At 68.6% G+C, this 24,297-nt stretch carries 19 protein-coding genes and 1 tRNA gene; 19 read left to right on the top strand and 1 reads right to left on the bottom strand.

Going from position 1 to position 24,297, the window contains the following annotated elements; all coding sequences use genetic code 11:
• The first annotated feature begins 11 nt into the window (after positions 1-11).
• The 7 genes from trpB (at position 12) to ACZ6O0_RS18505 (ending at position 5,709) form a co-directional block, all read left to right on the top strand.
• Positions 12-1,220 carry a tryptophan synthase subunit beta gene (trpB, locus tag ACZ6O0_RS18535; RefSeq protein ID WP_465766132.1) on the top strand — a complete coding sequence of 403 codons (1,209 nt, stop codon included), beginning with the start codon at positions 12-14 and terminating at the stop codon, positions 1,218-1,220.
• Entirely contained in the window at positions 1,213-2,037 is an 825-nt protein-coding gene (trpA, locus tag ACZ6O0_RS18530) for a tryptophan synthase subunit alpha (RefSeq protein WP_465766131.1), read from the top strand. The genes trpB and trpA overlap by 8 nt, the downstream gene beginning before the upstream one ends.
• A 7-nt stretch (positions 2,038-2,044) precedes the next feature.
• Positions 2,045-2,704 carry an SCO family protein gene (locus ACZ6O0_RS18525; RefSeq protein ID WP_465766130.1) on the top strand — a complete coding sequence of 220 codons (660 nt, stop codon included), beginning with the start codon at positions 2,045-2,047 and terminating at the stop codon, positions 2,702-2,704.
• A complete protein-coding gene (locus tag ACZ6O0_RS18520) occupies positions 2,701-3,204 on the top strand; it encodes a MauE/DoxX family redox-associated membrane protein (RefSeq protein WP_465766129.1) in 504 nt (167 codons plus the stop codon). The genes ACZ6O0_RS18525 and ACZ6O0_RS18520 overlap by 4 nt, the downstream gene beginning before the upstream one ends.
• A complete protein-coding gene (locus tag ACZ6O0_RS18515) occupies positions 3,201-3,908 on the top strand; it encodes a DsbA family protein (RefSeq protein ID WP_465766128.1) in 708 nt (235 codons plus the stop codon). Before ACZ6O0_RS18520 ends, ACZ6O0_RS18515 begins: the two co-directional genes overlap by 4 nt.
• A 72-nt stretch (positions 3,909-3,980) precedes the next feature.
• Positions 3,981-4,991 (top strand): prolipoprotein diacylglyceryl transferase, encoded by a 1,011-nt coding sequence (lgt, locus tag ACZ6O0_RS18510; RefSeq protein ID WP_465766127.1) that lies wholly within the window; start codon positions 3,981-3,983, stop codon positions 4,989-4,991.
• Positions 4,984-5,709 (top strand): VIT1/CCC1 transporter family protein, encoded by a 726-nt coding sequence (locus ACZ6O0_RS18505; protein WP_465766126.1) that lies wholly within the window; start codon positions 4,984-4,986, stop codon positions 5,707-5,709. The genes lgt and ACZ6O0_RS18505 overlap by 8 nt, the downstream gene beginning before the upstream one ends.
• On the opposite strand, the gene ACZ6O0_RS18500 is transcribed toward ACZ6O0_RS18505, so the two are convergent.
• Entirely contained in the window at positions 5,670-6,719 is a 1,050-nt protein-coding gene (locus ACZ6O0_RS18500; RefSeq protein ID WP_465766125.1) for a 1-aminocyclopropane-1-carboxylate deaminase, read from the bottom strand. The genes ACZ6O0_RS18505 and ACZ6O0_RS18500 overlap by 40 nt on opposite strands.
• 11 nt (positions 6,720-6,730) lie before the next feature.
• On the opposite strand from ACZ6O0_RS18500, the gene ACZ6O0_RS18495 reads away from it, so the two are divergent.
• The 12 genes from ACZ6O0_RS18495 (at position 6,731) to ACZ6O0_RS18440 (ending at position 24,273) form a co-directional block, all read left to right on the top strand.
• Entirely contained in the window at positions 6,731-7,522 is a 792-nt protein-coding gene (locus ACZ6O0_RS18495; protein WP_465766124.1) for a protein kinase family protein, read from the top strand.
• A 366-nt stretch (positions 7,523-7,888) separates the two neighbouring features.
• Positions 7,889-12,412 carry a glutamate synthase large subunit gene (gene gltB / locus ACZ6O0_RS18490; protein ID WP_465766123.1) on the top strand — a complete coding sequence of 1,508 codons (4,524 nt, stop codon included), beginning with the start codon at positions 7,889-7,891 and terminating at the stop codon, positions 12,410-12,412.
• Positions 12,412-13,878: a glutamate synthase subunit beta gene (locus tag ACZ6O0_RS18485; protein ID WP_465766122.1), complete on the top strand. Its 1,467-nt coding sequence runs from the start codon at positions 12,412-12,414 to the stop codon at positions 13,876-13,878. The genes gltB and ACZ6O0_RS18485 overlap by 1 nt, the downstream gene beginning before the upstream one ends.
• Positions 13,879-13,970: 92 nt before the next feature.
• On the top strand, positions 13,971-15,521 hold the full coding sequence (locus tag ACZ6O0_RS18480; RefSeq protein WP_465766121.1) for a metallophosphoesterase family protein: 1,551 nt from the start codon (positions 13,971-13,973) through the stop codon (positions 15,519-15,521).
• 99 nt (positions 15,522-15,620) lie between these two features.
• Positions 15,621-17,072 (top strand): pyruvate kinase, encoded by a 1,452-nt coding sequence (gene pyk / locus ACZ6O0_RS18475; RefSeq protein ID WP_465766120.1) that lies wholly within the window; start codon positions 15,621-15,623, stop codon positions 17,070-17,072.
• Positions 17,073-17,312: 240 nt separating this feature from the next.
• Positions 17,313-17,395, top strand: a tRNA-Leu gene (locus tag ACZ6O0_RS18470).
• A 172-nt stretch (positions 17,396-17,567) separates the two neighbouring features.
• Positions 17,568-18,158: an ANTAR domain-containing response regulator gene (locus ACZ6O0_RS18465; protein WP_465766119.1), complete on the top strand. Its 591-nt coding sequence runs from the start codon at positions 17,568-17,570 to the stop codon at positions 18,156-18,158.
• 178 nt (positions 18,159-18,336) lie between these two features.
• The gene (locus tag ACZ6O0_RS18460) at positions 18,337-19,578 is read left to right on the top strand and encodes a branched-chain amino acid ABC transporter substrate-binding protein (RefSeq protein WP_465766118.1); all 1,242 of its coding nucleotides are present in this window, start codon (positions 18,337-18,339) and stop codon (positions 19,576-19,578) included.
• Positions 19,579-19,662: 84 nt separating this feature from the next.
• A complete protein-coding gene (locus tag ACZ6O0_RS18455; protein WP_465766117.1) occupies positions 19,663-20,979 on the top strand; it encodes a branched-chain amino acid ABC transporter permease in 1,317 nt (438 codons plus the stop codon).
• Positions 20,976-22,691 carry a branched-chain amino acid ABC transporter permease gene (locus ACZ6O0_RS18450; protein ID WP_465766116.1) on the top strand — a complete coding sequence of 572 codons (1,716 nt, stop codon included), beginning with the start codon at positions 20,976-20,978 and terminating at the stop codon, positions 22,689-22,691. The genes ACZ6O0_RS18455 and ACZ6O0_RS18450 overlap by 4 nt, the downstream gene beginning before the upstream one ends.
• Positions 22,688-23,560, top strand: coding sequence for an ABC transporter ATP-binding protein (locus ACZ6O0_RS18445; protein WP_465766115.1), 873 nt, complete (start codon positions 22,688-22,690; stop codon positions 23,558-23,560). Before ACZ6O0_RS18450 ends, ACZ6O0_RS18445 begins: the two co-directional genes overlap by 4 nt.
• On the top strand, positions 23,557-24,273 hold the full coding sequence (locus ACZ6O0_RS18440; protein ID WP_465766114.1) for an ABC transporter ATP-binding protein: 717 nt from the start codon (positions 23,557-23,559) through the stop codon (positions 24,271-24,273). Before ACZ6O0_RS18445 ends, ACZ6O0_RS18440 begins: the two co-directional genes overlap by 4 nt.
• Positions 24,274-24,297 lie beyond the last annotated feature (24 nt).

The raw sequence follows: 24,297 nt of genomic DNA, 5'->3' as shown, positions 1-24,297 counted from the left end.
AGGTTTGTCGGATGAGTACTGTGCTGCCCGACCAGCTCGGGCACTTCGGCCGTTTCGGCGGCAGGTTCATGCCGGAGGCGCTGATCGCGCCGCTCGACGAACTCACCGCGGCCTGGCGCGAAGCCATGGCCGACCCGGAGTTCACCGGTGAGTTCGAGCGGATGCTGCGCGAGTACATCGGCGCCCCGAGCCTGCTCTACGACGCGACCCGGTTGTCCGACGTGGCCGGTGCCCGGATCCTGCTGAAGCGCGAGGACCTCAACCACACCGGCGCGCACAAGATCCGCAACGCGATCGGCCAGGCCCTGCTGACCAAGCGGATGGGCAAGACCCGGGTGATCGCCGAGACCGGCGCCGGCCAGCACGGCGTCGCGACCGCGACCGCGTGCGCCTACCTGGACCTCGAGTGCGTGGTCTACATGGGCGAGGTCGACACCGAGCGGCAGGCGCTGAACGTGGCCCGGATGAAGCTGCTCGGCGCCGAGGTGATCTCGGTCAAGACCGGCAGCCGGACGCTGAAGGACGCGATCAACGAGGCCCTGCGCGACTGGGTCGCCAGCGTCGACAAGACCCACTACATCCTGGGTACGGCGGCCGGTTCGCACCCGTTCCCGGCGATGGTGCGTGACTTCGTTCGCGGGATCGGCGACGAGGCCAGGGAGCAGTCGCTGGAGTTGCTGGGCAAGCTCCCCGACGCCTTGGTCGCGTCCGTGGGCGGCGGGTCGAACGCGATCGGCCTGTTCACCGCGTTCATCCCCGATGAGGCCGTGAAGCTGTACGGCATCGAGCCGGGCGGCGACGGGTTCGAGACCGGCCGGCACGCGGCCACGATCACCGCCGGGCAGGTCGGCGTACTGCATGGTGCGCGGTCGTTCCTGTTGCAGGACGAGGACGGGCAGACGATCGAGTCGCACTCGATCTCGGCCGGGCTGGACTACCCCGGGGTCGGGCCCGAGCACGCGTGGCTGGCCGAGACCGGCCGGGCGTCGTACCGGCCGATCACCGACGCCGAGGCGATGGAGGCGTTCAAGCTGCTGTCCCGGACCGAGGGCATCATCCCGGCGATCGAGTCCGCGCACGCGGTCGCGGGCACGCTCGACATCGCCAAGGAACTGGGGCCGGAGGCAACCATCTTGGTGAACCTGTCGGGTCGCGGGGACAAGGACATGGACACGGCGAGCAAGTGGTTCGGCCTGATCGACGGAGCGCGTGATGAGTGAGCTGGTTGCCCTGGGCAAGGCCGGAGCCGCGATCCGGGCGGCCAACGACGCCGGCCGCGGTGCCCTGATCGGGTACCTGCCGGCCGGATTCCCGACGTACGACGGTGGTGTCGACGGGATCAAGGCACTCATCGACGGTGGCGTCGACGTGGTCGAGATCGGCCTGCCGTACAGCGACCCGGTGATGGACGGCGTCACCATCCAGCGCGCCACCGAGGCCGCGCTCGCCGGTGGGCTGCGGACCCGCGACGTGCTCAGCACGGTCGAGAAGATCGCGGCGTACTCCGACGTGCCGGTGCTCGTGATGACGTACTGGAACCCGGTCGAGCGGTACGGCGTGGACCGGTTCGCCGCCGACTTCGCCGGCATCGGGGGAGCGGGCCTGATCACGCCCGACCTGATCCCGGACGAGGGCGCGGAGTGGATCGCGGCCGCGGACAAGAACGACCTCGACAAGGTGTTCCTGGTCTCGCCGTCGTCGACCGACGAGCGGATCCGGATGACCACGGCCAACTGCCGCGGCTTCGTCTACGCGACCGCTGTGATGGGTGTCACCGGCGCGCGGGACAAGCCGTCGGATCTGGCGGCGCCGCTGGTCGTGCGGACCAAGGCGGCCACCGGCCTTCCGGTCGGCGTCGGTCTCGGGATCTCCAACGCGGACCAGGCGGCCGGTGTCGCGGCGTTCGCGGACGCGGCGATCGTCGGCGCGGCCCTCGTCAAGGCGCTCGAGGACGGCGGCCCGGCCGGTGTGCGAAAGCTCACCGAAAGCCTTGCCGAAGGCGTCCGCAGGGAACCCAGTGCCGCCGCCGATCGTTAGACACGCCGTGAGTCGAACCCGAAACGCGGCCCTGCTGCTGGCCGCGGTGGCTCTGCTCGCCCTCGCGGGCTGCAGTGGCGGCAGCAAAGAGAAGGCGGACAACCCCGGCGGTGCGATCATCCGCACCACCCAGGACCCGAACGGTCTGCGCGGGGCGACGCTGGACCGGCCGTACTCGATGCCGGCGGCCACCCTGACCGACACCGGCGGGAACCCGTTCAACCTGGTCACCTCGACCAAGAAGCCGGTCACGCTGGTCTTCTTCGGTTACACGAACTGCCCGGACGTGTGCCCGACGGTGATGGCCGATGTCGCGTCCGCGCTGACCAAGCTGGACCAGTCGGTGCGCGACCAGGTGCAGCTGCTGTTCATCACCACCGACCCGTCCCGGGACACCGGCCCGGTGATCCGTAAGTACCTGGACCGGTTCGACCCGTCGTTCGTCGGTCTGACCGGTTCGCTGACGTCGATCAAGGACATCGCGAAGGCCGTCGGCGTCCCGGTGGAAGGGATGCAGAAGCTCCCGTCCGGTGGGTACGAGGTCGGCCACGGTGCGCAGGTGATCGGCTTCGGCAAGAATGACAAGGCGAACGTGCTCTGGTTGTCGAACGCCGCCATCGGCGACCTGGCCCACGACTTCGGGAAGCTGGTGGAGGACAACCAGTGAAGGTGACGCGACGGCCGTGGTTCGCCTGGGTCTCCCTGGCGGCCCGGCTCGCGCTCGGCGGCGTGATGCTGGTGGCGGGGGCGTTGAAGGTGACCGACCCGGAGACGGCGGCCCAGGCGGTCCGCGCGTACGAACTGCTGCCGGCGTCGCTGGCGGCACCGGTCGGCTGGGGGCTGCCGTTCCTGGAGATCGCGATCGGATTGCTGTTGATCGTCGGTTTCGGTGTCCGCGCCGCCGCGGTGGCGGCAGGTGTCTTCCTAGTGGTGTTCATCGCCGCGGTGGCCTCCGCCTGGGCCCGCGGTCTGGCGATCGACTGCGGCTGCTTCGGCGGCGGTGGACAGGTCGCCCCGGGGCAGACGAAGTACCTGCAGGAGATCCTGCGGGACGTCGGCTTGCTGGTGCTGGCAGCCTGGCTGTGGTGGCACCCCACCAGTAAGTTCGCCCTCGAGCCCGAACCGAGTACCGAGTCGTCCCCCCGGACAGGAGTCACCGCGTCGTGAGCAAGACCAATGCCCCCGTGAATCCGCTGGTGCAGCCGCCGAAGCGCCGGATCACGCCGGGGATCGTCGTCGTCATCGTCCTGGTGCTGGCCCTGGCCGGCGGCGTCGGGGTGCAGTACTGGCGCGGGCACTCCAAGGTCGAGGTGACCTCGAACGGGAAGCCGGAGCCGGCCGTGATCACCGGACCGGGCACGTCCGGCAAGGGCGTCACCGTCGGCAAGGCCGGCGCCAAGGCGCACATCGACCTGTACCTGGACTTCCGCTGCCCGCACTGCGCGGAGTTCGAGGAGTCGACCGGCGCGACCATCGACAAGCTGGTCGAGGACGGTACGGCGACGCTGACCTACTGGCCGCTCGCCTTCGTCAACCCGGACGCCTCGCCGCGGCTGGCCAACGCGTTCGCCGCCGCGGCCGCGAACGGCAAGGCGCTGACGTACGCCGACGAGATGTACGGCGACTTCTCCAAGTCGTGGACCACCGACCAGCTGATCGAGCTGGGCAAGCAGCTGGACATCGGCGACGCGAAGTTCCAGCAGGCGTTGCGGGACAACACCTACGCCGGCTGGCTGGACACCGTCTCGAAGGCCGCGGACGACCGCGGCGTGACCGGGACGCCGACGGTCTACGTCAACGACCAGCAGCTGGACACCGGCCAGCTGACCGCTGACGGCCTGCAGAAGGCCGTGGACGCGATCGCGAGCTGACTCGTTGAGTCCCCATCGTGACCATGAGTTTCTGGTCGCGGTGGGGACGGTCGAGTAGCGTTCCCCTTTGCCATGTCTAGTCTGATTCCCGCCGTGATGGTTCCGGCGTTCATCCCCAGCCCGAGCCAGGGTGTCTGGCACGTCCTCGGCCTGCCGATCCGCGCGTACGCGCTGTGCATCCTGGCCGGCATCTTCGCCGGTTACTGGCTCGGCCGCCGCCGCTGGGTCGCCCGCGGCGGTTCGCCGACCGTGCTCGCCGACATCATGTTCTGGGCCATCCCGTTCGGGCTGGTCGGGGCCCGGATCTACCACGTCGCCACCGACGCCGAGCTGTACTTCGGCGCGGGCCGGCACCCGATCGACGCGCTGAAGATCTGGCACGGCGGCCTGGGCATCTGGGGTGCGGTCGGCTTCGGCGCGCTCGGCGCCTGGATCGCCTGCCGGCGGGCCAAGGTGCCGTTCCTGGCGGTCGCGGACGCGATGGCGCCGGGGATCGCGCTGGCGCAGGTGTTCGGCCGGTTCGGCAACTACTTCAACCAGGAACTGTTCGGGAAGCCGACGGACAAGCCGTGGGGCCTGGAGATCGCCCCCGAGCACCGGCCGGACGGGTACGCCGACTTCGGCACCTTCCACCCGACCTTCCTGTACGAAGCGATCTGGAACCTCGGCGTGGTCGCGCTGGTGATCCTGGTCGACCGCCGCTTCAAGCTCGGCCACGGCCGCGCGTTCTTCCTCTACGTGGCCGGCTACACCGCGGGCCGCGCCTGGATCGAGAACATGCGCATCGACACCGTGAACCACTTCCTCGGCCTGCGCCTGAACGTGTGGACCGCGCTCATCCTGTTCGTCCTGGCCGTCGTCGCCTTCATCATCAGCGCCCGCAAGTACCCCGGCCAGGAAGACCTCACCACCGGCCCCGCCGCCGGCAAGCCCACCGCCGGCGAGGCGACACCGGAGACGACCGGCGACGAGCAGACGAGCACCGGCGAATCAGCCGATACTGGGACGAAGGACGCCGTACCGGACGACAAACCGAAGGTCGAGGCGGCCAACGGTTCCGAATCAGATGGGTCTCGTGACTGAGCTTCCCGAGGTTTCTGCCGAGCATCACGGAGATCACACCCACCGTGATGTGAACGGCGGCTGGCTGCGCCCGGCCGTCTTCGGCGCCATGGACGGCCTGGTCTCGAACTTCGCCCTGATCGCCGGCATGGACGGCGGTACGACGTCCGGCTCACAGGTGATCGTGCTGGCCGGGCTGGCCGGCCTGGCCGCGGGCGCGTTCTCGATGGCGGCGGGGGAGTACACCTCCGTCGCGTCGCAGCGCGAGCTCGCCCGGGCCGAGATCGAGGTCGAACGCAAGGAGATCCAGAAGCACCCGATCGACGAGGAGATCGAGCTCGCCGAGACCTACCGCGCCAAGGGCCTCGACCCGGACCTGGCCAGCAAGGTCGCCAAGCAGTTCCACACCGACCCGGACCAGGCGCTCGAGGAACACGTCCGCGAGGAGCTCGGCATCGATCCCCACGATCTGCCGAACCCGCTGCTCGCGGCCGGGTCGTCGTTCGTCTGCTTCGCGGTCGGCGCGTTCATCCCGCTGGCGCCGTACCTGCTCGGTGCGGGCAGCGTCGTACCGGCCCTGATCCTGTCGCTGACCGCGCTCTTCGTCTGCGGCGCGGTCGTCTCGCGGGTGACCAGCCGGTCCTGGTGGTACTCCGGCCTCCGCCAGCTGATCCTCGGCGGCCTGGCCGCGGGGCTCACCTACTTCGTCGGAACGCTGGTCGGGCCCGGTATCGGCTGAGAGTGCGTGAACAGCCCGCTGTACGCGTTGAGCGCAGGCTGGCCGCCGAGGTGGGCGTAAAGGACGTTGGAGTCCTTCGGGATGTCTCCGTTCCGGATCAGGTCGATCAGGCCCGCCATCGACTTGCCCTCGTAGACCGGGTCGATGATCATCCCCTCGAGCTGACCGGTGAGCCGGATCGCGTCCAGCGTTGACTGCACCGGGATCCCGTACCGGTCGCCGGCCCAGCCCTCGAGCACGGTGATCTCGTCGTCGCGCAGGTCCCGGCCGAGCTCGATCAGCTCCGCGGTGGCGCGGGCGATCCGCCCGACCTGGTCGCGGGTCTCCTGCAGCTTCGCGCTCGCGTCGATGCCGAGCACCCGCCGAGGCCGGTCCTGCCCGGCGAACCCGGCGATCATCCCGGCCTGCGTCGACCCGGTCACCGCGCAGACCACGATCGTGTCGAAGAAGACGCCGAGCTCACGTTCCTGCTGCTCGACCTCGTACGCCCAGTTGGCGAACCCGAGCCCGCCGAGCCGGTGGTCCGAGGCTCCCGCCGGGATCGCGTACGGCGTACCTCCGCGCCGCTCGACGTCCGCGAGGGCTTCCTTCCAGCTGTCCTTGAACCCGATCCCGAACCCGGCCGGATCGAGCCGGACCTCGGCACCCATGATCCGGCTGAGCATGATGTTGCCGACCCGGTCGTTCAGCGCGTCCGGCCAGTCGACCCAGTTCTCCTGCACCAGCACTGCCTTCAGCCCGACCTTCGCCGCCACCGCCGCCACCTGCCGGGTGTGGTTCGACTGGTAGCCCCCGATCGACACCAGGGTGTCCGCCCCCTGCGCCAGCGCCTCCGGAACCAGGTACTCCAGCTTCCGCGTCTTGTTCCCGCCGTACGCAAGCCCGGAGTTGCAGTCCTCCCGTTTGGCCCAGATCCGCGCCCCACCCAGGTGCGCACTCAACCGATCCAGCGGATGCACCGGGCTCGGCCCGAACGTCAATTGGTACCGCGGAAAGTCTTGCAGTGTCATAGATTCCTCCCGTGTTCCCTGGCGAGATCGACGTACTCCCGTCCACCTACCTGAACCACCTGGGCACCATCTTCGCCCGGTTCGACACCCAGGACTCCGGCAATCTCGCCTACGGTGTCCGAACCCCGGCCCACAAGTACTTCGTGAAGACCGCCGGCGACCCCACGGACACCGCGCCGTACCTCGACTTCGCCGGCCGGGTCGCCCTCCTCCGCAACGCCGTGGGGCTGGCCGAGTCCGTCACGCACCCCACACTGCCGACCCTGCACGCCGTGATCGAGTCCCCGTTCGGGCCGCTCCTGGTCTACGACTGGCGCGACGGCGAGCACCTGGGCAATGACCGAGACAATCCGTCCAGCGGACACCAACGCTTCCGTGCGCTCCCGCCGGGGGAGATCCTCACTGCCCTCGACGAGCTCTACGCCCTGCACGCGAAGCTCGACGCGGCCGGCTGGGTCGAGGGCGACTTCTACGACGGTGCCCTCCTCTACGACTTCGCCGCGCGCCGACTCACCGTCATCGACCTCGACACCTACCACCGCGGTCCCTACCGCAACACCATGGGCCGCATGTTCGGCTCCACCCGCTTCATGGCCCCCGAACAACACTCCCTCGGCGCCCCCATCGACACCCGCACCACGGCCTACGTCCTGGCCCGAACCGCCCTCGTCCTCCTCCCCGACCCCCCACCCCCACTCCACGCCGTCCTCCAGGAAGCCACCACCACCCGCTACCCCACCTACCAAACCTTCTACGAGGCGTGGCTAACCGCCTCCTCCAGCCTGAAGAACCGCTCCAGGTGATCGCCCACCCGTCACAGCGCTCCACGGGCGCTAGGCGGTCCCGGCGTACGTCCCTGGCATCCCACGACGCTTCCGCGCCGGGGAGCCCGCAAAGCGGCCTAGAGCGGCTGCCAGGGCATAGGTGTGGCTTGTCAGAGCGCGCGCGTCTCAGCAGGTGAATTTCAGGGGATTCGGGTGGTTCTGGGGCGGGGTTGCTGGGAAGATTGGGCTGGTAGTGAGCGCTTGCTTACTGTGGGTGATGAGGGCGTTGTGACGGTGGGACGGGAGTCCATCTGTCGGGCGTCATGAGGTAGTCTCGGGACTCCCGGCTTGGGCCAATGTTGTCCCGCGGCCAGTTGTTGACCGTAGGACGACGGGAGCCCCTGAATGTATGGTCGCCCCCCATTCCCGAGCGAGGGTCTCTACGACGGACGCCACGAGCACGACGCGTGTGGTGTCGCCTTCGTCGCGACCCTGACCGGTGAACCCAGCCACGACATCGTGGCGAAGGCTTTGACCGCCCTGCGCAACCTCGAGCACCGCGGCGCCTCCGGCGCCGAACCGGACTCCGGCGACGGTGCCGGCATCCTGATCCAGATCCCGGACGCCTTCTACCGCAAGGTGTGCGACTTCGACCTGCCGGTGCAGCGCAGCTACGCCACCGGCATCGCGTTCCTGCCCGCCGAGCCCGACGACGCCGCCAAGGCGGTCGCCCGGATCGAGGAACTCGCCGCCGAGGAGAACCTGACCGTCCTGGGCTGGCGCGACGTCCCGACCGACCCGGATCTGCTCGGCGCGACCGCACGCTCGGTGATGCCGACGTTCAAGCAGCTCTTCGTCGCCGCGAAGGCCGGCCGGGTGCTCGGCCTGGCGCTGGAGCGGATGGCGTTCCGCCTGCGGAAGCGGGCCGAGAAGGACACCGAGACCTACTTCCCGTCGCTGTCCGGCCGGACCATCACCTACAAGGGGATGCTGACCACCGACCAGCTGGACAAGTTCTTCCCCGAGCTGACCGACCCCGATCTCGCCTCGGCGATCGGCATCGTGCACTCGCGGTTCTCCACCAACACGTTCCCGTCCTGGCCGCTGGCCCACCCGTACCGGTACATCGCCCACAACGGCGAGATCAACACCGTGCAGGGCAACCGGAACTGGATGCGCGCCCGCGAGGCGCTGCTGTCCAGCGACCTGATCCCCGGCGACCTCGAGCAGCTCTACCCGATCTGTACGCCGAGCGCCTCCGACTCGGCGTCCTTCGACGAGGTCCTCGAGCTGCTGCACCTCGGCGGCCGCTCGTTGCCGCACGCGATGCTGATGATGATCCCGGAGGCGTGGGAGAACGCCACCACGATGGATCCGAAGCGGCGCGCGTTCTACGAGTTCCACTCGACCCTGATGGAGCCGTGGGACGGCCCGGCCTCGGTGGTCTTCTCCGACGGCACCAAGGTCGGCGCGGTGCTCGACCGCAACGGCCTCAGGCCATCGCGGTACTGGGTGACTGATGACGGCCTCGTCGTCCTCGCGTCCGAGGCGGGCGTGCTCGACATCGACCCGGCCACCGTGACCGAGAAGGGCCGGCTCGAGCCGGGCCGGATCTTCCTGGTCGACGTCGACGCGCACCGGATCATCACCGACTCCGAGGTGAAGAACGCGCTCGCCGCCGAGCATCCGTACGACGAGTGGCTGCACGCCGGCCTGATCCGGTTCGAGGACCTGCACGAGCGCGAGCACGTCGTCCACAGCCACGCGTCGGTGACCCGCCGCCAGCAGGTGTTCGGGTACACCGAGGAGGAGCTCCGCGTCATCCTCACCCCGATGGCGAAGGCCGGTGCCGAGCCGATCGGCTCGATGGGCACCGACACGCCGATCGCCGTCCTGAGCGACCGGCCGCGGCTGCTGTTCGACTACTTCGCACAGCTGTTCGCCCAGGTCACCAACCCGCCGCTGGACGCGATCCGCGAGGAGCTCGTGACCTCGCTGTCGTCGAGTCTCGGCCCGGAGTCGAACCTGCTCAACCCGAGCCCCGCGTCCTGCCGACAGGTGGTGATTCCGTTCCCGGTGATCACCAACGACGAGCTCGCCAAGCTGCGGCACATCAACCTCGACGGCGACATGCCGGGCCTGGCCACCACGGTCCTGCGTGGTGTGTACGACGTCGAGGGCGGGGGCGAGGCCCTCCGGGCCCGGCTCGCCGAGATCTGCGCCGAGGCCGACGCGGCGATCAAGGACGGCGCCCGGATCCTGGTGCTGTCCGACCGGCACTCCAACGCCGACAGCGCACCGATCCCGTCGCTGCTGCTGACCGCCGCGGTTCATCACCACCTGGTGAGGGAGAAGACCCGCACACAGGTCGGTCTGGTCATCGAGGCCGGCGACGTCCGCGAGGTCCACCACGTCGCCCTCCTGATGGGGTACGGCGCGGCCGCGATCAACCCGTACCTCGCCCTGGAGTCGGTCGAGGACCTGTGCCGCCGCGGGACCTACCTGCCGGGGATCGAGCCCGAGCAGGCGGTCCGCAACGTGGTGAAGTCGCTCGGCAAGGGCGTGCTCAAGGTCATGTCGAAGATGGGTGTCTCGACGGTCGCGTCGTACACCGGCGCCCAGATCTTCGAGGCGAACGGGCTGTCCCCGCTCCTGGTCGACATCTACTTCACCGGTACGTCGTCGAGGATCGGCGGCGTCGGTCTGGACACGATCGCCGAGGAAGTACGCCGTCGGCACCTGCGCGCGTACCCGGCGGACGGGATCCTGCCCGCGCACCGCAAGCTGGAGATCGGCGGGGAGTACCAGTGGCGGCGTGAGGGCGAGCCGCACCTGTTCGACCCGGACACCGTGTTCCGGCTGCAGCACAGCACCCGGACCGGTCGCTACGACATCTTCAAGCAGTACACCGCTCGCGTGGACGAGCAGTCCGAGCGGCTGATGACGCTGCGCGGGTTGTTCGGCTTCAAGAGCGACCGCGCGCCGATCCCGGTCGACGAGGTCGAGCCGGTCAGTGCCATCGTCAAGCGGTTCTCCACCGGCGCGATGAGCTACGGCTCGATCAGTGCCGAGGCGCACACCACGCTGGCGATCGCGATGAACCAGCTCGGCGGTAAGTCGAACACCGGTGAGGGCGGCGAGGACTCCGACCGGCTGCACGACCCGGCGCGGCGGAGCTCGATCAAGCAGGTCGCGTCGGGTCGGTTCGGTGTCACCGCGGAGTACCTGACGAACTCCGACGACATCCAGATCAAGATGGCGCAGGGTGCCAAGCCGGGCGAGGGCGGTCAGCTGCCCGGCAACAAGGTGTACCCGTGGGTGGCGAGCACCCGGCACTCGACGCCGGGTGTCGGCCTGATCTCGCCGCCGCCGCACCACGACATCTACTCGATCGAGGATCTGGCCCAGCTGATCCACGACCTGAAGAACGCGAACCCGCAGGCGCGCATCCACGTGAAGCTCGTCTCCGAGGTCGGTGTCGGTACGATCGCGGCCGGTGTCTCGAAGGCCCACGCGGACGTCGTCCTGATCTCCGGTCACGACGGTGGTACCGGTGCGGCACCGCTGACGTCGCTGAAGCACGCCGGTGGTCCCTGGGAGCTCGGACTGGCCGAGACCCAGCAAACCCTGCTGCTGAACGGATTGCGCGACCGCATCGTCGTGCAGACCGATGGCCAGCTGAAGACCGGCCGGGACGTGGTCATCGCGGCGCTGCTCGGTGCGGAGGAGTACGGCTTCGCCACCGCACCGCTCGTGGTGTCGGGCTGCATCATGATGCGGGTCTGCCACTTGGACACCTGCCCGGTCGGCGTTGCGACCCAGAACCCGGTGCTGCGCGGGCGGTTCTCGGGCAAGCCCGAGTTCGTGGTGAACTTCTTCGAGTTCATCGCCGAGGAGGTCCGCGAGTACCTGGCCGAGCTCGGCTTCCGGTCGCTGGACGAGGCGATCGGGCACGCCGAGGTGCTGGACATCCAGCGCGCGGTCGACCACTGGAAGGCCGACGGGCTCGACCTGTCGCCGATCCTGCACGTGCCGGCGCTGCCCGAGGGTGCGTCGCGTCACCAGGTCGTCGGCCAGGACCACGGCCTCGACAAGGCGCTCGACAACGAGCTGATCCGGATCTGCGAGCCCGCGTTGGAGAGCGGCGAGCCGGTACGGGCGCAGTTGGCGATCCGCAACGTCAACCGGACCGTCGGCACGATGCTCGGTCACGAGATCACCAAGCGGTACCGGGCGGCCGGGCTGGCCGACGGCACGATCGACCTGACCTTCACCGGATCGGCGGGCAACTCGTTCGCCGCCTTCGTCCCGCGCGGTGTCACGCTGCGGCTCGAGGGTGACGCCAACGACTACGTCGGCAAGGGCCTGTCCGGTGGTCGCGTGGTGATCCGCCCGGACCGGCACGCGCGGTTCGACGCGGCCGACCAGATCATCGCCGGCAACGTCATCGCGTACGGCGCGACGTCGGGCGAACTGTTCATCAGTGGTGGCGTCGGGCAACGGTTCTGCGTCCGGAACTCCGGGGCCACCGCGGTCGTCGAGTCGGTCGGCGACCACGCCTGCGAGTACATGACCGGTGGGCGCGTCGTCGTACTCGGCGCCGTCGGCCGGAACTTCGCGGCGGGCATGTCGGGCGGCGTGGCCCACGTGCTCGACCTGGACCACACCTTGGTGAACCCGGAGCTGGTGGACCTGCACCCGCCGACCGAGGACGAGTCCGAACTGCTGCACGACCTGGTCCGCCGGCACCACGAGGAGACCGGATCGGAACGGGCGGCCAAGCTGCTCGCCGACTGGCCCGCCGCGGCCGCCAGGTTCACCACGGTGATGCCCCGCGACTACGCCCGGGTGCTGGCGGCCAAGGCGGCCGCCGAGCGGGACGGGCTGGACGAGGACGCCACCACGCGAGCGATGATGGAGGCCATCTGATGGCTGACCCGAAGGGATTCCTGACCACCCGGCGCGAGGTCGCCGAGCGGCGCCCGGTCGACGAGCGGGTGAAGGACTGGAACGAGGTCTACCCCGGTGGGCCCGGCAAGGCACTGCTGCCGATCATCACCAAGCAGGCCGGTCGCTGCATGGACTGCGGTATCCCGTTCTGCCACAACGGCTGCCCGCTGGGCAACCTGATCCCGGAGTGGAACGACCTGGTCTGGCGCGACGACTGGTCCAGCGCGATCGAGCGGTTGCACGCGACCAACAACTTCCCGGAGTTCACCGGCCGGCTCTGCCCGGCGCCGTGCGAGACCTCATGCGTACTCGGGATCAACCAGGACCCGGTGACGATCAAGAACGTCGAGGTCGCGATCATCGACAAGGCCTGGGAGTCCGGCGACGTCCGGCCGCAGCCGCCGGAATGGCTGACCGGCAAGACGATCGCGGTCGTCGGCTCCGGCCCGGCCGGCCTGGCCGCCGCGCAGCAGCTGACCCGCGCGGGTCACACCGTCGCGGTGTACGAGCGGGCCGACGCGCCCGGCGGCCTGCTGCGGTACGGCATTCCCGAGTTCAAGATGGAGAAGCTGCAGGTCGACCGCCGGATCCAGCAGATGAAGGAGGAGGGCACGGTCTTCCGCTCCGGCGTCAACGTCGGCGTGGACGTGACCGGGACCCAGCTCAAGCAGCGGTACGACGCCGTCGTCATCGCCACCGGCGCCACCGCGGCCCGCGACCTGCCGGTGCCGGGCCGCGAGTACGGCGGCATCCACCAGGCGATGGAGTACCTGCCGCAGTCCAACCGGGTCGCGCTCGGTCAGCGGGTCGACGACCAGATCGTTGCCACTGGCAAGGACGTGGTGATCATCGGCGGCGGTGACACCGGGGCCGACTGCCTGGGGACGGCACACCGGCAGGGTGCTCGCTCGGTCACCCAGCTGGAGATCATGCCACGACCGGGTGACGACCGGCCGGCCGGGCAGCCGTGGCCGACGTACCCGATGATCTACCGGGTCGCCTCCGCGCACGAGGAGGGCGGCGAGCGGGTCTACTCGGTCTCCACCGTCAACTTCGAGGCCGATGCCGAGGGCAACGTCTCCGGGCTGAACCTGGTCGAGGTGGAGTTCAAGGACGGCAGGTTCGTCCCGGTCGAGGGCACGGAGCGGACCATCCCGGCGCAGCTGGTGCTGCTCGCGATGGGCTTCCTCGGCCCGGAGCGTGAAGGCTTCCTCGAGCAGCTCGGCGTCGAGCTGGACGAGCGCGGCAACGTGCAGCGGGACAAGAACTACCACACCTCGGTCGAAGGCGTCTTCGCCTGCGGCGACGCCGGCCGCGGGCAGTCGCTGATCGTCTGGGCGCTCGCCGAGGGCCGGTCCTGCGCGAACGGCGTGGACACCCACCTCACCGGTTCGTCCACCCTCCCCACCCCGATCCCTCCGACCGCCCGGCCGTTGGCGGTCTGAACCAGTACCACCTTGGGCACCCACCAACCGGAATCCGTGACGTTGTGTGGTTGGCCGGTGCCCAAGGTGGTCTGTCCCGATAGGTTGGGAATGTGGCTACGCGCCTGGTGACCCGAGCTCGGCTCCGTGCGATCGCGCCGTGGGCCGCGCTCACCCTGCTCTGGCTGGTCACCTCGCTCGCGGTCGGTCTGTTCGCGTTCGCCAACGACTCCGAGCGGGTCACGATCGGCGCCCACGCGGCGACCGTCTCACCGACCTTCGACGGGCACGCCACCGTCGACCTAGGCGCCGTCCTGCCCCGGCTGCGGATCGCCGCCCACAATCCGCTCGGCCTCGGCGTCAACATCGACGTCCAGGAGACCGACGCCGACAACCTGACCGACCTGATCAACCGCGACGCCCTGATCGCCTCCCAGCCCGACGGTGAGATCGCGCGGATCCAGCAGGTGGTGCGGGACATGGCGGTCGACGACGCGCTGGCCGGCGCCGGTTCCGGTCTGCTCGTGGTCGTCGTCGTGGCCACCCTCTGGGCAGTGGTCGGCACCCGGCGCCGCCGCGAGCTGTGGCACCTGGTGCACCGGCACGAACGACGCCTCGAGCACCGCGCGATCGTCGTCCTGGTCGCCATGCTGATCACGATCGCGTCGATCTTCGGCCCGGCCCGGATGCGGCCGGCCGACATACCGCCGACCGAGTGGCGCCCGCTCGCCGAGTTGCTGCCGGAGATCCCGCTGGACGCGCAGCTGCAAGGGGTCGAGGTGGCGTCCGGGTTCTCCACCACGGGTGGGGTCGGGGTGATCCGGACGGCGGTCGAGACGTACCAGCGATCCACCCGGTTCTACGGTCAGCTGAAGGACCGGGTCGGCGATGTCGCCGGCGAGATCCATCAGCCCGGCGAAGACCAGAAGGTCGCGATCCAGGTCAGCGACCGGCACGACAACATCGGCATCGACGGCTTCGCCGCCGAGGTGGCGAAGGCGGGCGGCGCGAAGATCCTGATCGACGCCGGGGACGACACCTCGTCGGGTCAGTCCTGGGAGGTGTTCAGCATCAACTCGTTGCGCCAGCACTTCAAGGACTTCAAGGTGGTCGCCGTCGCGGGCAACCACGACGCCGGCGGGCACGTCGAGAACGCGATGCGCAAGAACGGTTTCACGGTGCTGGACAGCAAGCCGGTCGAGGTCGAGGGCATCCGGTTCCTCGGTGACAGCGATCCGACCAAGACCGGACTGGGCAGTGCGGACCAGCCGGGTGACGAGACCACCGCCGAGCAGTCGCAGCGGCTGGCCGACATCGCCTGCGACCAGCCCGAGGACAAGCGGATCTCGACGTTCGTGGTCCACGACCCGTCGTCGTTCGCGGACACCGCCACCCGGGGCTGCGCGACCCTGCTGCTGTCGGGTCATCTGCACCGGCAGGTCGGCCCGGAGAGCAAGGTCGTCGACGGCCGTCCGGTGACGACGTACACGAACGGCACGACCGGGGGAGCGGCGTACGCGTTCGCCCTCGGCTACACGCTGCGGCGGCCGGGCGAGGTCACGCTGATCACGTACCAGAAGGGTCAGCCGATCGGGCTCCAGACCGTCACCGCCGAACTCACCGGCGACATCACGGTCGGCGCCTACACCCCCTTGCCTTCTTGACGATTCAGGCTTCGGCCCTGGTTGTCATCAGCTGTTAACTGTCCAGTAAGGGGGGCGGACCAGCGGGGTCAGTGGTTTGTAGGAGTAGGGTTTTGTGACGTGCGTCGCGCAAAGATCGTTTGTACGCTCGGCCCGGCTACGGCCGCCCCTGAGCGCATCCTGGAACTCGTCCAAGCAGGTATGGACGTCGCAAGGCTGAACCTGAGCCACGGCGCCCATGCCGAGCATGAGCGCATCTATCAGCGGATCCGGACCGCCGCGGCCGAGACCGGCAAGAACGTCGGCATCCTGGTCGACCTGCAGGGCCCGAAGATCCGGCTGGCGGAGTTCGCCGAAGGCAAGGCCACGCTGACCTACGGGGAGCGCTTCACCATCACCACCCGGGAGGTGCCGGGTGACGTGACCATCTGCGGTACGACGTACGACGGCCTGCCCGGTGACGTGAAGCCGGGCGACCAGCTGCTCATCGACGACGGCCGGATCGCGCTGGTCGCCGAGGAGGTGACCGAGACCGACGTGGTCTGCCGGGTCACCGTCGGCGGACCGGTGTCGAACCACAAGGGCATCAACCTGCCGGGTGTCGCGGTCAGCGTGCCGGCGATGTCGGAGAAGGACGCCGAGGACCTGCGCTGGGCGTTGCACCTGCCGGCCGACATGATCGCGCTGTCGTTCGTGCGGGACGCGGCCGACATCCAGCTGGTGCACAAGATCATGGACGAGGAGGGTCTGCGGATCCCGGTCGTCGCCAAGATCGAGAAGCCGCAGGCGGTCGCCAACCTGGACGAGATCATCGACGCCTTCGACGGGTTCATGGTGGCCCGCGGCGACCTCGGCGTGGAGCTCCCGCTCGAGGAGGTCCCGCTGGTCCAGAAGCTGATCATCGACCAGGCCCGGCTGAACGCGAAGCCGGTGATCGTCGCCACCCAGATGCTGGAGTCGATGATCTCCGCGCCGCGGCCGACCCGGGCCGAGGCGTCCGACGTCGCGAACGCCGTACTGGACGGTGCCGACGCGGTGATGCTGTCCGGTGAGACCAGCGTCGGCCGGTTCCCGATCGAGACCGTCCGGACGATGGCCCGGATCGTGGAGTCGACCGAGGACCACGGACTCGGCCGGGTGGCCGAGATCGACTGGGAGCCGCGGACCAAGGGCGGCGTGATCGCCCGGGCCGCCGCGGACGTGGCCGAGCGGCTCGAGGCGAAGTACCTGGTGGCCTTCACCCAGTCCGGTGACACCGCACTCCGGCTGGCCCGCTACCGCACCGAGATCCCAGTGCTCGCTTTCACGCCGGTCCCGTCGGTCAGCTCCTGGCTCAGCGTCGTCTGGGGGATCGAGACGCACATCGTTCCCACCGTCGACCACACCGACGAGATGGTCCGCCAGGTCGACCAGCGCCTCCTGGAGCTCGGCAAACTCAACAAGGGCGACCTGGTCGTCATCGTCGCCGGCTCCCCACCCAGCATCCCCGGCTCAACCAACGCCCTCCGGGTCCACCGCATGGGCGACGCCATTGAGGGCATCGCCCCCGCCTACCGAACCCCCAACCCGTAACAGGAACCAGAACAGATTTGAGAGCTGTGGCTGAGGCGGGCGGTCAACTGACCGCCCGCCTGCGCGTACGGCGGTGGTGAGGGGTTCCTCTTCGGGGAGGTGCTGGGGACGTCCTGTGGAGCCGGTCGAGCGCCTGGTCACGGAGAGTCGCGGGTGTGGCGGTGGGCAACACGCTCGGCAGGCGGCGGGGGTGGATGAGCGGAACAGGCCGGTGAACCGTTAGAGTTCTCCTGCGACCTCGCCGGGTTGGTGGAATGGCAGACACGACGGACTCAAAATCCGTTGCTCGCAAGGGCGTGTGGGTTCGAATCCCACACCCGGCACAAATTGTCCGCGGCCTCCGCGGCCATGGTGCATGGCTCACGTCAGCTCGAGCTCGGCGGAAGCATCCGCGGCCACATCAGGCTGCCCTGGCAGCGGAAGATTGTTGCCGAGTACCCCGAATACTCGTCAGCCCGACGGCAAGCGGTACGACCAGGTCAGGGGCTCGATAAGGTGTGGGGTGTGACTGCTAAGCGTGTGGTGATCGCCGAGGACGAGGCTTTGATCCGGATGGATCTGGCCGAGATGCTGGCCGAAGAGGGGTACGACGTCGTCGGGCAGGCGGGCGACGGGGAAGAGGCCATCCGGCTGGCGACCGAGCATCGCCCCGATCTGGTCATCCTCGACGTGAAGATGCCGAAGCTCGACGGGCTGAGCGCGGCGGAGCGGATCGCCGGCGAGCGGATCGCGCCGGTGCTGATGCTGACCGCGTTCTCCCAGCGCGAGCTGGTCGAGCGGGCGCGGGACGCCGGTGCCATGGCATACCTGGTGAAACCGTTCTCCAAGGCCGACCTGCTGCCCGCGATCGAGATCGCCGCCTCCCGGTACGTCGAGCTCGCCGAGCTGGAGCGCGAGGTCGCCGACCTGGCCGAGCGGCTGGAGACCCGCAAACTCGTCGACCGGGCCAAGTCGATCCTGCAGACCAAGTTCGGATTGTCCGAGCCGGACTCGTTCCGGTGGATCCAGAAAACCGCCATGGACAAAAGAGTTTCCATGCGGCAGGTCGCGGAGTTGGTCGTTGACGAGGCTGGCGGTAGTGACTGAATCACTCTCCGCTCATCCGGCTGAGCGCACGTACAGCAATCACTGATCCCCATGCGCCTTACCGCTGTAACGACCTCACAACACACGCTCCGTGACATCGCCGGAAGAGCTTGCTGAGGTCTAACCTGCCGGTGCTCGCGGGAAACGCGGGAGTCCGGGTTTCCCGGACTATCCAGACATGGGAGGAACAGTGCACCAGCGTTCCGTAGTAAGGGTCGGCGCGTCGCTGATCGTTGCGTCGTTGGCCCTGACTGCCTGCGGCTCACGCAGTGGCGACGACTCCGGGGGGGACTCCGGAGGATCGACGAAGACTGCCAAGATCGGCGTGATCGCGCCTCTGTCAGGAGACTTGTCGGCGCTGGGACTGGGCATCCAGCACTCGGTCGAACTGGCCGTGAAGCAGGCCAACGACTCCAACGCGATCCCGGGCTGGAAGCTCGAGGTCGTGCCGAAGGACGACGAGGCGAAGCCGGACCCCGGTAAGAACGCGGCCACCGCGCTCGCCGGCGACAAGGACGTGATCGGCGTCGTCGGCACGCTGAACACCAGCGTCAGCCAGCAGGTCCAGCCGGTGCTCGCCACGGCCAAGATCACCCAGGTCTCGCCGGCCAACACCGGCCCGGGTCTGACCCAGGGCGCGAACTGGCAGACCGACCCCAAGCGGCCGTACCCGACGTACTTCCGCACCTGCACCACCGACGCGGTCCAGGGTCCGTTCGCGGCCCGTTACCTGTACGAGACCGCCAAGATCACCAAGGTCGCCACGATCCACGACAAGAAGGCGTACGGCCAGGGTCTGGTCGGCACCTTCACCGAGGAGTTCAAGAAGCTGGGTGGTCAGGTCGTCGCGGCCCAGACCATCAACCCGGACGACTCGAACTACCAGGCCGTGATCTCGGCGATCAAGCCGTCCGCCCCGCAGGCGGTCTACTACGGCGGTGAGTACCCGCAGGCCGGCCCGCTCTCGCAGCAGATGAAGGCTGCCGGGCTGAACGTCCCGCTGATGGGCGGCGACGGCATCTACGACCCGAAGTACATCACCCTGGCCGGCAAGACGAGTGGCAACGACCTGGCGACCTCGGTCGGCGCGCCGGTGGACTCGCTGGAGTCGGCGAAGAAGTTCGTCGCCGACTACAACGCGCAGGGCTACAAGGAGCCGTACGCGGCGTACGGCGGTTACTCCTACGACGCGGCCAACGCCATCATCGCGGCGCTGAAGACCTCGCTGAAGGACGCCAGCGACGTCGAGTCGGCCCGTCAGGCGACGGTCGATGCCATGAGCAAGGTTTCCTTCGACGGCGTCACCGGCAAGGTCGCGTTCGACCAGTACGGCGACACCACCTCGAAGGTCCTGACCGTCTACAAGGTTGCCGATGGCAAGTGGGCGACCGTGGAGACCAAGGACTTCGAAGCCAAGTAAGCAGAGTCGACCTCATACCCCGGGGGTGGGAGCGATCCTCCCACCCCCGTGGTGTGTCATAACTGAGGCAGATGGGAGGTCGACGTGGACCAGTTCTTCCAGCAGCTCGTGAACGGGCTGACCCTCGGGTCGCTGTACGCCCTGATCGCGGTCGGTTACACCGTCGTCTACGGCATCGTGCAGCTGATCAACTTCGCCCATGGCGAGGTCTTCATGATCGGTGCGTTCGGCGCACTGACGACGTACCTGTTGTTCTTCAACGGCGACACCACTGTGTGGGTCCTGCCGATCATGATCATCGGCGCGATCATCGCGTCGGTCGGCACGGCTGTGGCGATGGAACGTGTCGCGTACCGTCCCCTGCGGAACGCGCCACGCCTGGCACCGCTGATCACGGCGATCGGTATCTCCGTGTTCCTGCAGGAGTTCGTCCGGTTGTTCTACGAGCAGCCCGAGTGGACCCTGGTGATCTTCTCCTTCCTGGCGATCGTCTTCGGCTACTTCGTCGCCGCGCGGCTGTCGAAGACCGACCTCGACCATCACCTGACGAAGTGGTACGACCGGGCTCCGCTGCTCGGCGCCGCCGTCGCCGGCGTCGCCGTGTGGGTCGTGATCCGGCTGGTCGAGCCGGACGTGACCGTGGTGCTGGCGCTGGGCGTCGTGGTCCTGGGCACCCTCATCGGTACCGGGGTCGGCTGGCTGTGCGGCCTCGCCGCCCGGAGCAACGCGCGGACCGAGTCCAAGCTCGTGACGATCGTGGAAGCGGCGGCCGTGGCGGCCGTGTCCGCGGAGCTGTTCTGGATCGTGTACGAGAAGCTGATCAGCGAAGTCACGTGGCCGAGCGCCAAGGCGCGGATCCCGTTCCCGCAGATCGACGTGGTGACCGGAACGGCCATCGACGTCGGTGGCGTGACGATCCAGCGGTCCGCGATCTTCACCGTCGCCGCGCTGGTCGTGTGCTCCGTGCTGCTGTGGTTCTTCATCAACCGGACCCGGCTCGGCCGCGGCATGCAGGCCGTGTCGCAGGACCCGGACACCGCCCGGCTGATGGGTATCAACGTGGACCGGATCATCGTGGTCGCGTTCGCGCTGGGCGCGGTCCTCGCGGCCATCGCGGGTGTCTCGCAGGGCCTGCAGAACAACAACATCGACTTCCGGATGGGCTTCCTGGCCGGTCTGAAGGCGTTCACCGCCGCCGTTCTCGGTGGTATCGGCAACGTGTACGGCGCCGTCGTGGGTGGCCTGGTGCTCGGTGTCGTCGAGGCGATGGCGACGCAGTACATCCCGGGCCAGTTCGGCGGTAGTACCTGGAAGGACGTCTGGGCCTTCGTCATTCTGATTCTGGTTCTGGTGTTCAGGCCGCAGGGCCTGCTCGGCGCGAGGGTGGTGGACCGGGCATGACTGACATCAAGACGACCTCTCCGGCGGGTCCGGAGGCAGCGGCCGAGCCGTCACCGAAGCCGATCGCCTGGCCGCTCGGCCTGGCCGGTGTGCTGCTGGTGATCGTCGGCTCGTTCCTGTCCTGGAGCTACGACAGCACGATCCTGGGCGACCTGTCGATCAACGGGTACCCGGGCGGTCTGCAGATCCTCGCGATCATCGTCGCGCTGATCGCGCTGGTCCTGCTGCTGGCCGAGAAGGGTCCGCTGAAGAAGCTGGGCTCGTGGCTGGACGCGACGATGGGCCTGCGCATGCTGGGCATCGGCCTGACGCTGTACATGGTGCTGGTCATCCTCGCGATCACGCTCGATTCCGACGGACTGATCAACGTGAACCCGGGGGCGTACGTCAGCCTGGCCGGCGCCGCGCTGATCCTGGTCAGCGGGTTCATGCTGCCGTTGCGGCAGCTGCGGGACATGAGCGCGGCCAAGATGCCGGCCTGGTTCGAGATCCTGGCCATCGCCGTGCTGATGGGGTCGATCCTGTGGGTGGCGGCGTACGCGCTCGGGCTGGAGGACGCCTGGTCGTTCATCCTGAGCCTGGTGTTCGTCGCCGTGCTGGTGACCGCGTTCTTCCGCATCGGTGCGATGACGTGGATCGGCCACGCCGGGCAGCGCAACCGCAGGGTCCTCACGCTGTCGGCGTTCGTGGTCGCGTTCCTGTTCCCGTTCACCCAGGGCGGGTCGGACGCGAACATGTCGATCGCCGGCCAGGTGCTGGTGTTCGCCGCGACCGCGATGGGCCTGAACATCGTGGTCGGTCTCGCCGGCCTGCTGGACCTGGGGTACATCGCGTTCCTCGGCGCGGGCGCCTACGTGGCCGCGACGCTGTCGACCTCGGCGTTCTCGACCATCGGGTGGCACCCGCCGTTCCTGGTCGTGATGCTGCTCGGCGCGGGCGTGGCGGCGACGCTGGGCCTGATCATCGGTTCGCCGACGCTGCGGGTCTCGGGTGACTACCTGGCCATCGTGACGCTGGGCTTCGGTGAGATCTTCCGGTTCTCGATGTTCAACCTGGACGGCAACAACGGACCGAACCTGACCAACGGCCCGAACGGCATCCCCGGCATCCCGGACCTGCAGATCGGTGGCTTCAACTTCGGTGACGAGCACACCGTCGCCGGGATCGAGCTCGGCCGGTTCTCGAACTACTACTTCCTGCTGCTGATCCTGACCGGCTTCGTGATCCTGGTCTTCACCCGGCTGAACGACAGCCGGATCGGCCGCGGCTGGATCGCGATCCGGGAGGACGAGAAGGCGGCCGAGGCGATGGGCGTGAACGTGTTCGGGCTGAAGCTGCTCGCGTTCGCGATCGGCGCCTTCCTGGCCGGTCTGGCGGGCACCATCAAGGCCCACCAGGACGGCGCGGTCAGTCCGGACCAGTACATCTTCCTGGAGTCGGCGTTCCTGCTGGCCGCGATCGTGCTCGGCGGTATGGGCACCATCGCCGGTGTGTTGCTGGGTGCAACGATCCTGAAGCTGCTGCCGGAGAAGCTGCGGTTCTTCTCGGAGTACCGGCTGCTGCTGTTCGGCCTGCTGCTGGTGCTGATGATGCGGTTCCGCCCCGAGGGTCTGATCCCGAACCGGCGCCGGCTGCTGGAGTTCCACGAAGAGGACGAGGAACTCGCCGAAGCGGTCGAAACCGAGCTGCTGGAAGTCGAGGAGGCGAAATGACCGTCACCGATACGGCGGGTACGGCGTCCACGCAGGCCGGAGCGCCGGTGCTGGAGGCGTCCGGCGTGACCATGCGGTTCGGTGGTCTGCTGGCGGTCAACGACGTCAACCTGACCGTGCGCGAAGGCGAGATCGTCGGCCTGATCGGCCCGAACGGGGCCGGCAAGACGACGTTCTTCAACTGCCTCACCGGGCTCTACAAGCCGACCAGCGGCGAGGTCCGGTTCTCCGGTTCGCCGTTGCCGCCCAAGCCCCGGGCCGTGGTCCGGGCCGGGATGGCCCGGACGTTCCAGAACATCCGGCTGTTCGCCAACATGAGCGCGCTCGAGAACGTGATGGTCGGGCGGTACTGCCGGACCAGCTCGGGCGCGCTGACCTCGGTCCTGCGCGGACCGAAGTACCGTCGCGAGGAGCGGGCCAGCCGGGAGCGGGCCCAGGAGCTGCTCGACTTCGTCGGGCTCGGCAAGTCCACCGAGCACCTGGCCCGGAACATGCCGTACGGCGACCAGCGCCGGCTCGAGATCGCCCGGGCGCTGGCCACCGACCCGAAGCTCATCCTCCTGGACGAGCCGACGGCCGGTATGAACCCGCTGGAGACGCGGCAGGCCAGTGACCTGATCTTCAAGATCCGGGACTCGGGCCTGTCGGTGGTCGTGATCGAGCACGACATGCGATTCATCTTCGGCCTCTGTGACCGGGTGCTGTGCCTGGTCCGCGGCGAGACCCTGATCGAGGGCACGCCGTCGGAGGTGCAGTCCGACCCGCGGGTGATCGAGGCCTACATCGGCACCGGCGAGGAGGAGGACGAGGAAGAGGTCGAGCGCGTGCGGGACCAGGTGGCCACCGCCGACGAGGAGGAGACGCCATGACGGCGATGCTCGAGATCCGCGACCTGGAAGTTGCCTACGGCAAGATCGTTGCGGTGAAGAAGATCAGCTTCACGGTGGAGCAGGGGCAGGTGGTGTCGCTGATCGGCACCAACGGCGCCGGCAAGACCACCACCCTGCGGACGATCTCCGGGCTGCTCCGGCCCTCGTCGGGCGAGATCTGGTTCCAGGGCGAGCGGATCGACAACGTGGCCGCGCACGACATCGTCGCGCGCGGTCTGGCCCACTCGCCCGAGGGGCGGCGGATCTTCCCGCGGCTGTCGGTCGAGGAGAACCTGATGCTCGGTGCGTTCGCGCGCCGGGACCCGGCGGGCGTGCGCAAGGACCTGGACAGCGCGTACGACCTGTTCCCGATCCTGGGGGAGCGGCGCAAGCAGCCGGCCGGGACGTTCTCCGGTGGTGAGCAGCAGATGCTGGCGATGGGCCGGGCGATGATGAGCCGGCCGAAGCTGATGATGCTCGACGAGCCGTCGATGGGTCTGTCGCCGATCATGATGCAACGGATCATGTCGACGGTGACCGAGTTGCAGCAGCAGGGCACCACGATCCTGCTGGTGGAGCAGAACGCGCAGGCGGCGCTGAAGCGGGCCGACTTCGGCTACGTGCTGGAGGTCGGCAAGATCGTGCTGTCCGGCTCCGGCCGCGACCTGCTGGTCAACGACGAGGTCCGCAAGGCCTACCTCGGCGAGGACTGAGACCGTTGCTCCGGGCCCCCTGGT

The sequence above is a fragment of the Kribbella sp. NPDC048837 genome (assembly GCF_055586945.1).
Note: the sequence above shows the minus strand (reverse complement) of the source record. Positions and strands in the feature narration are given on the sequence as shown.

What these genes read in the sequence shown, in the direction of transcription:
- ACZ6O0_RS18485 (WP_465766122.1), top strand. Translation starts at nt 12,412, where the DNA reads ATGGCTGACCCGAAGGGATTCCTGACCACCCGGCGCGAGGTCGCCGAG.
- trpB (WP_465766132.1), top strand. Translation starts at nt 12, where the DNA reads ATGAGTACTGTGCTGCCCGACCAGCTCGGGCACTTCGGCCGTTTCGGC.
- ACZ6O0_RS18460 (WP_465766118.1), top strand. Translation starts at nt 18,337, where the DNA reads ATGGGAGGAACAGTGCACCAGCGTTCCGTAGTAAGGGTCGGCGCGTCG.
- gltB (WP_465766123.1), top strand. Translation starts at nt 7,889, where the DNA reads ATGTATGGTCGCCCCCCATTCCCGAGCGAGGGTCTCTACGACGGACGC.
- ACZ6O0_RS18445 (WP_465766115.1), top strand. Translation starts at nt 22,688, where the DNA reads ATGACCGTCACCGATACGGCGGGTACGGCGTCCACGCAGGCCGGAGCG.
- ACZ6O0_RS18450 (WP_465766116.1), top strand. Translation starts at nt 20,976, where the DNA reads ATGACTGACATCAAGACGACCTCTCCGGCGGGTCCGGAGGCAGCGGCC.
- lgt (WP_465766127.1), top strand. Translation starts at nt 3,981, where the DNA reads ATGTCTAGTCTGATTCCCGCCGTGATGGTTCCGGCGTTCATCCCCAGC.
- ACZ6O0_RS18500 (WP_465766125.1), bottom strand. Translation starts at nt 6,719, where the DNA reads ATGACACTGCAAGACTTTCCGCGGTACCAATTGACGTTCGGGCCGAGC.
- ACZ6O0_RS18440 (WP_465766114.1), top strand. Translation starts at nt 23,557, where the DNA reads ATGACGGCGATGCTCGAGATCCGCGACCTGGAAGTTGCCTACGGCAAG.
- trpA (WP_465766131.1), top strand. Translation starts at nt 1,213, where the DNA reads ATGAGTGAGCTGGTTGCCCTGGGCAAGGCCGGAGCCGCGATCCGGGCG.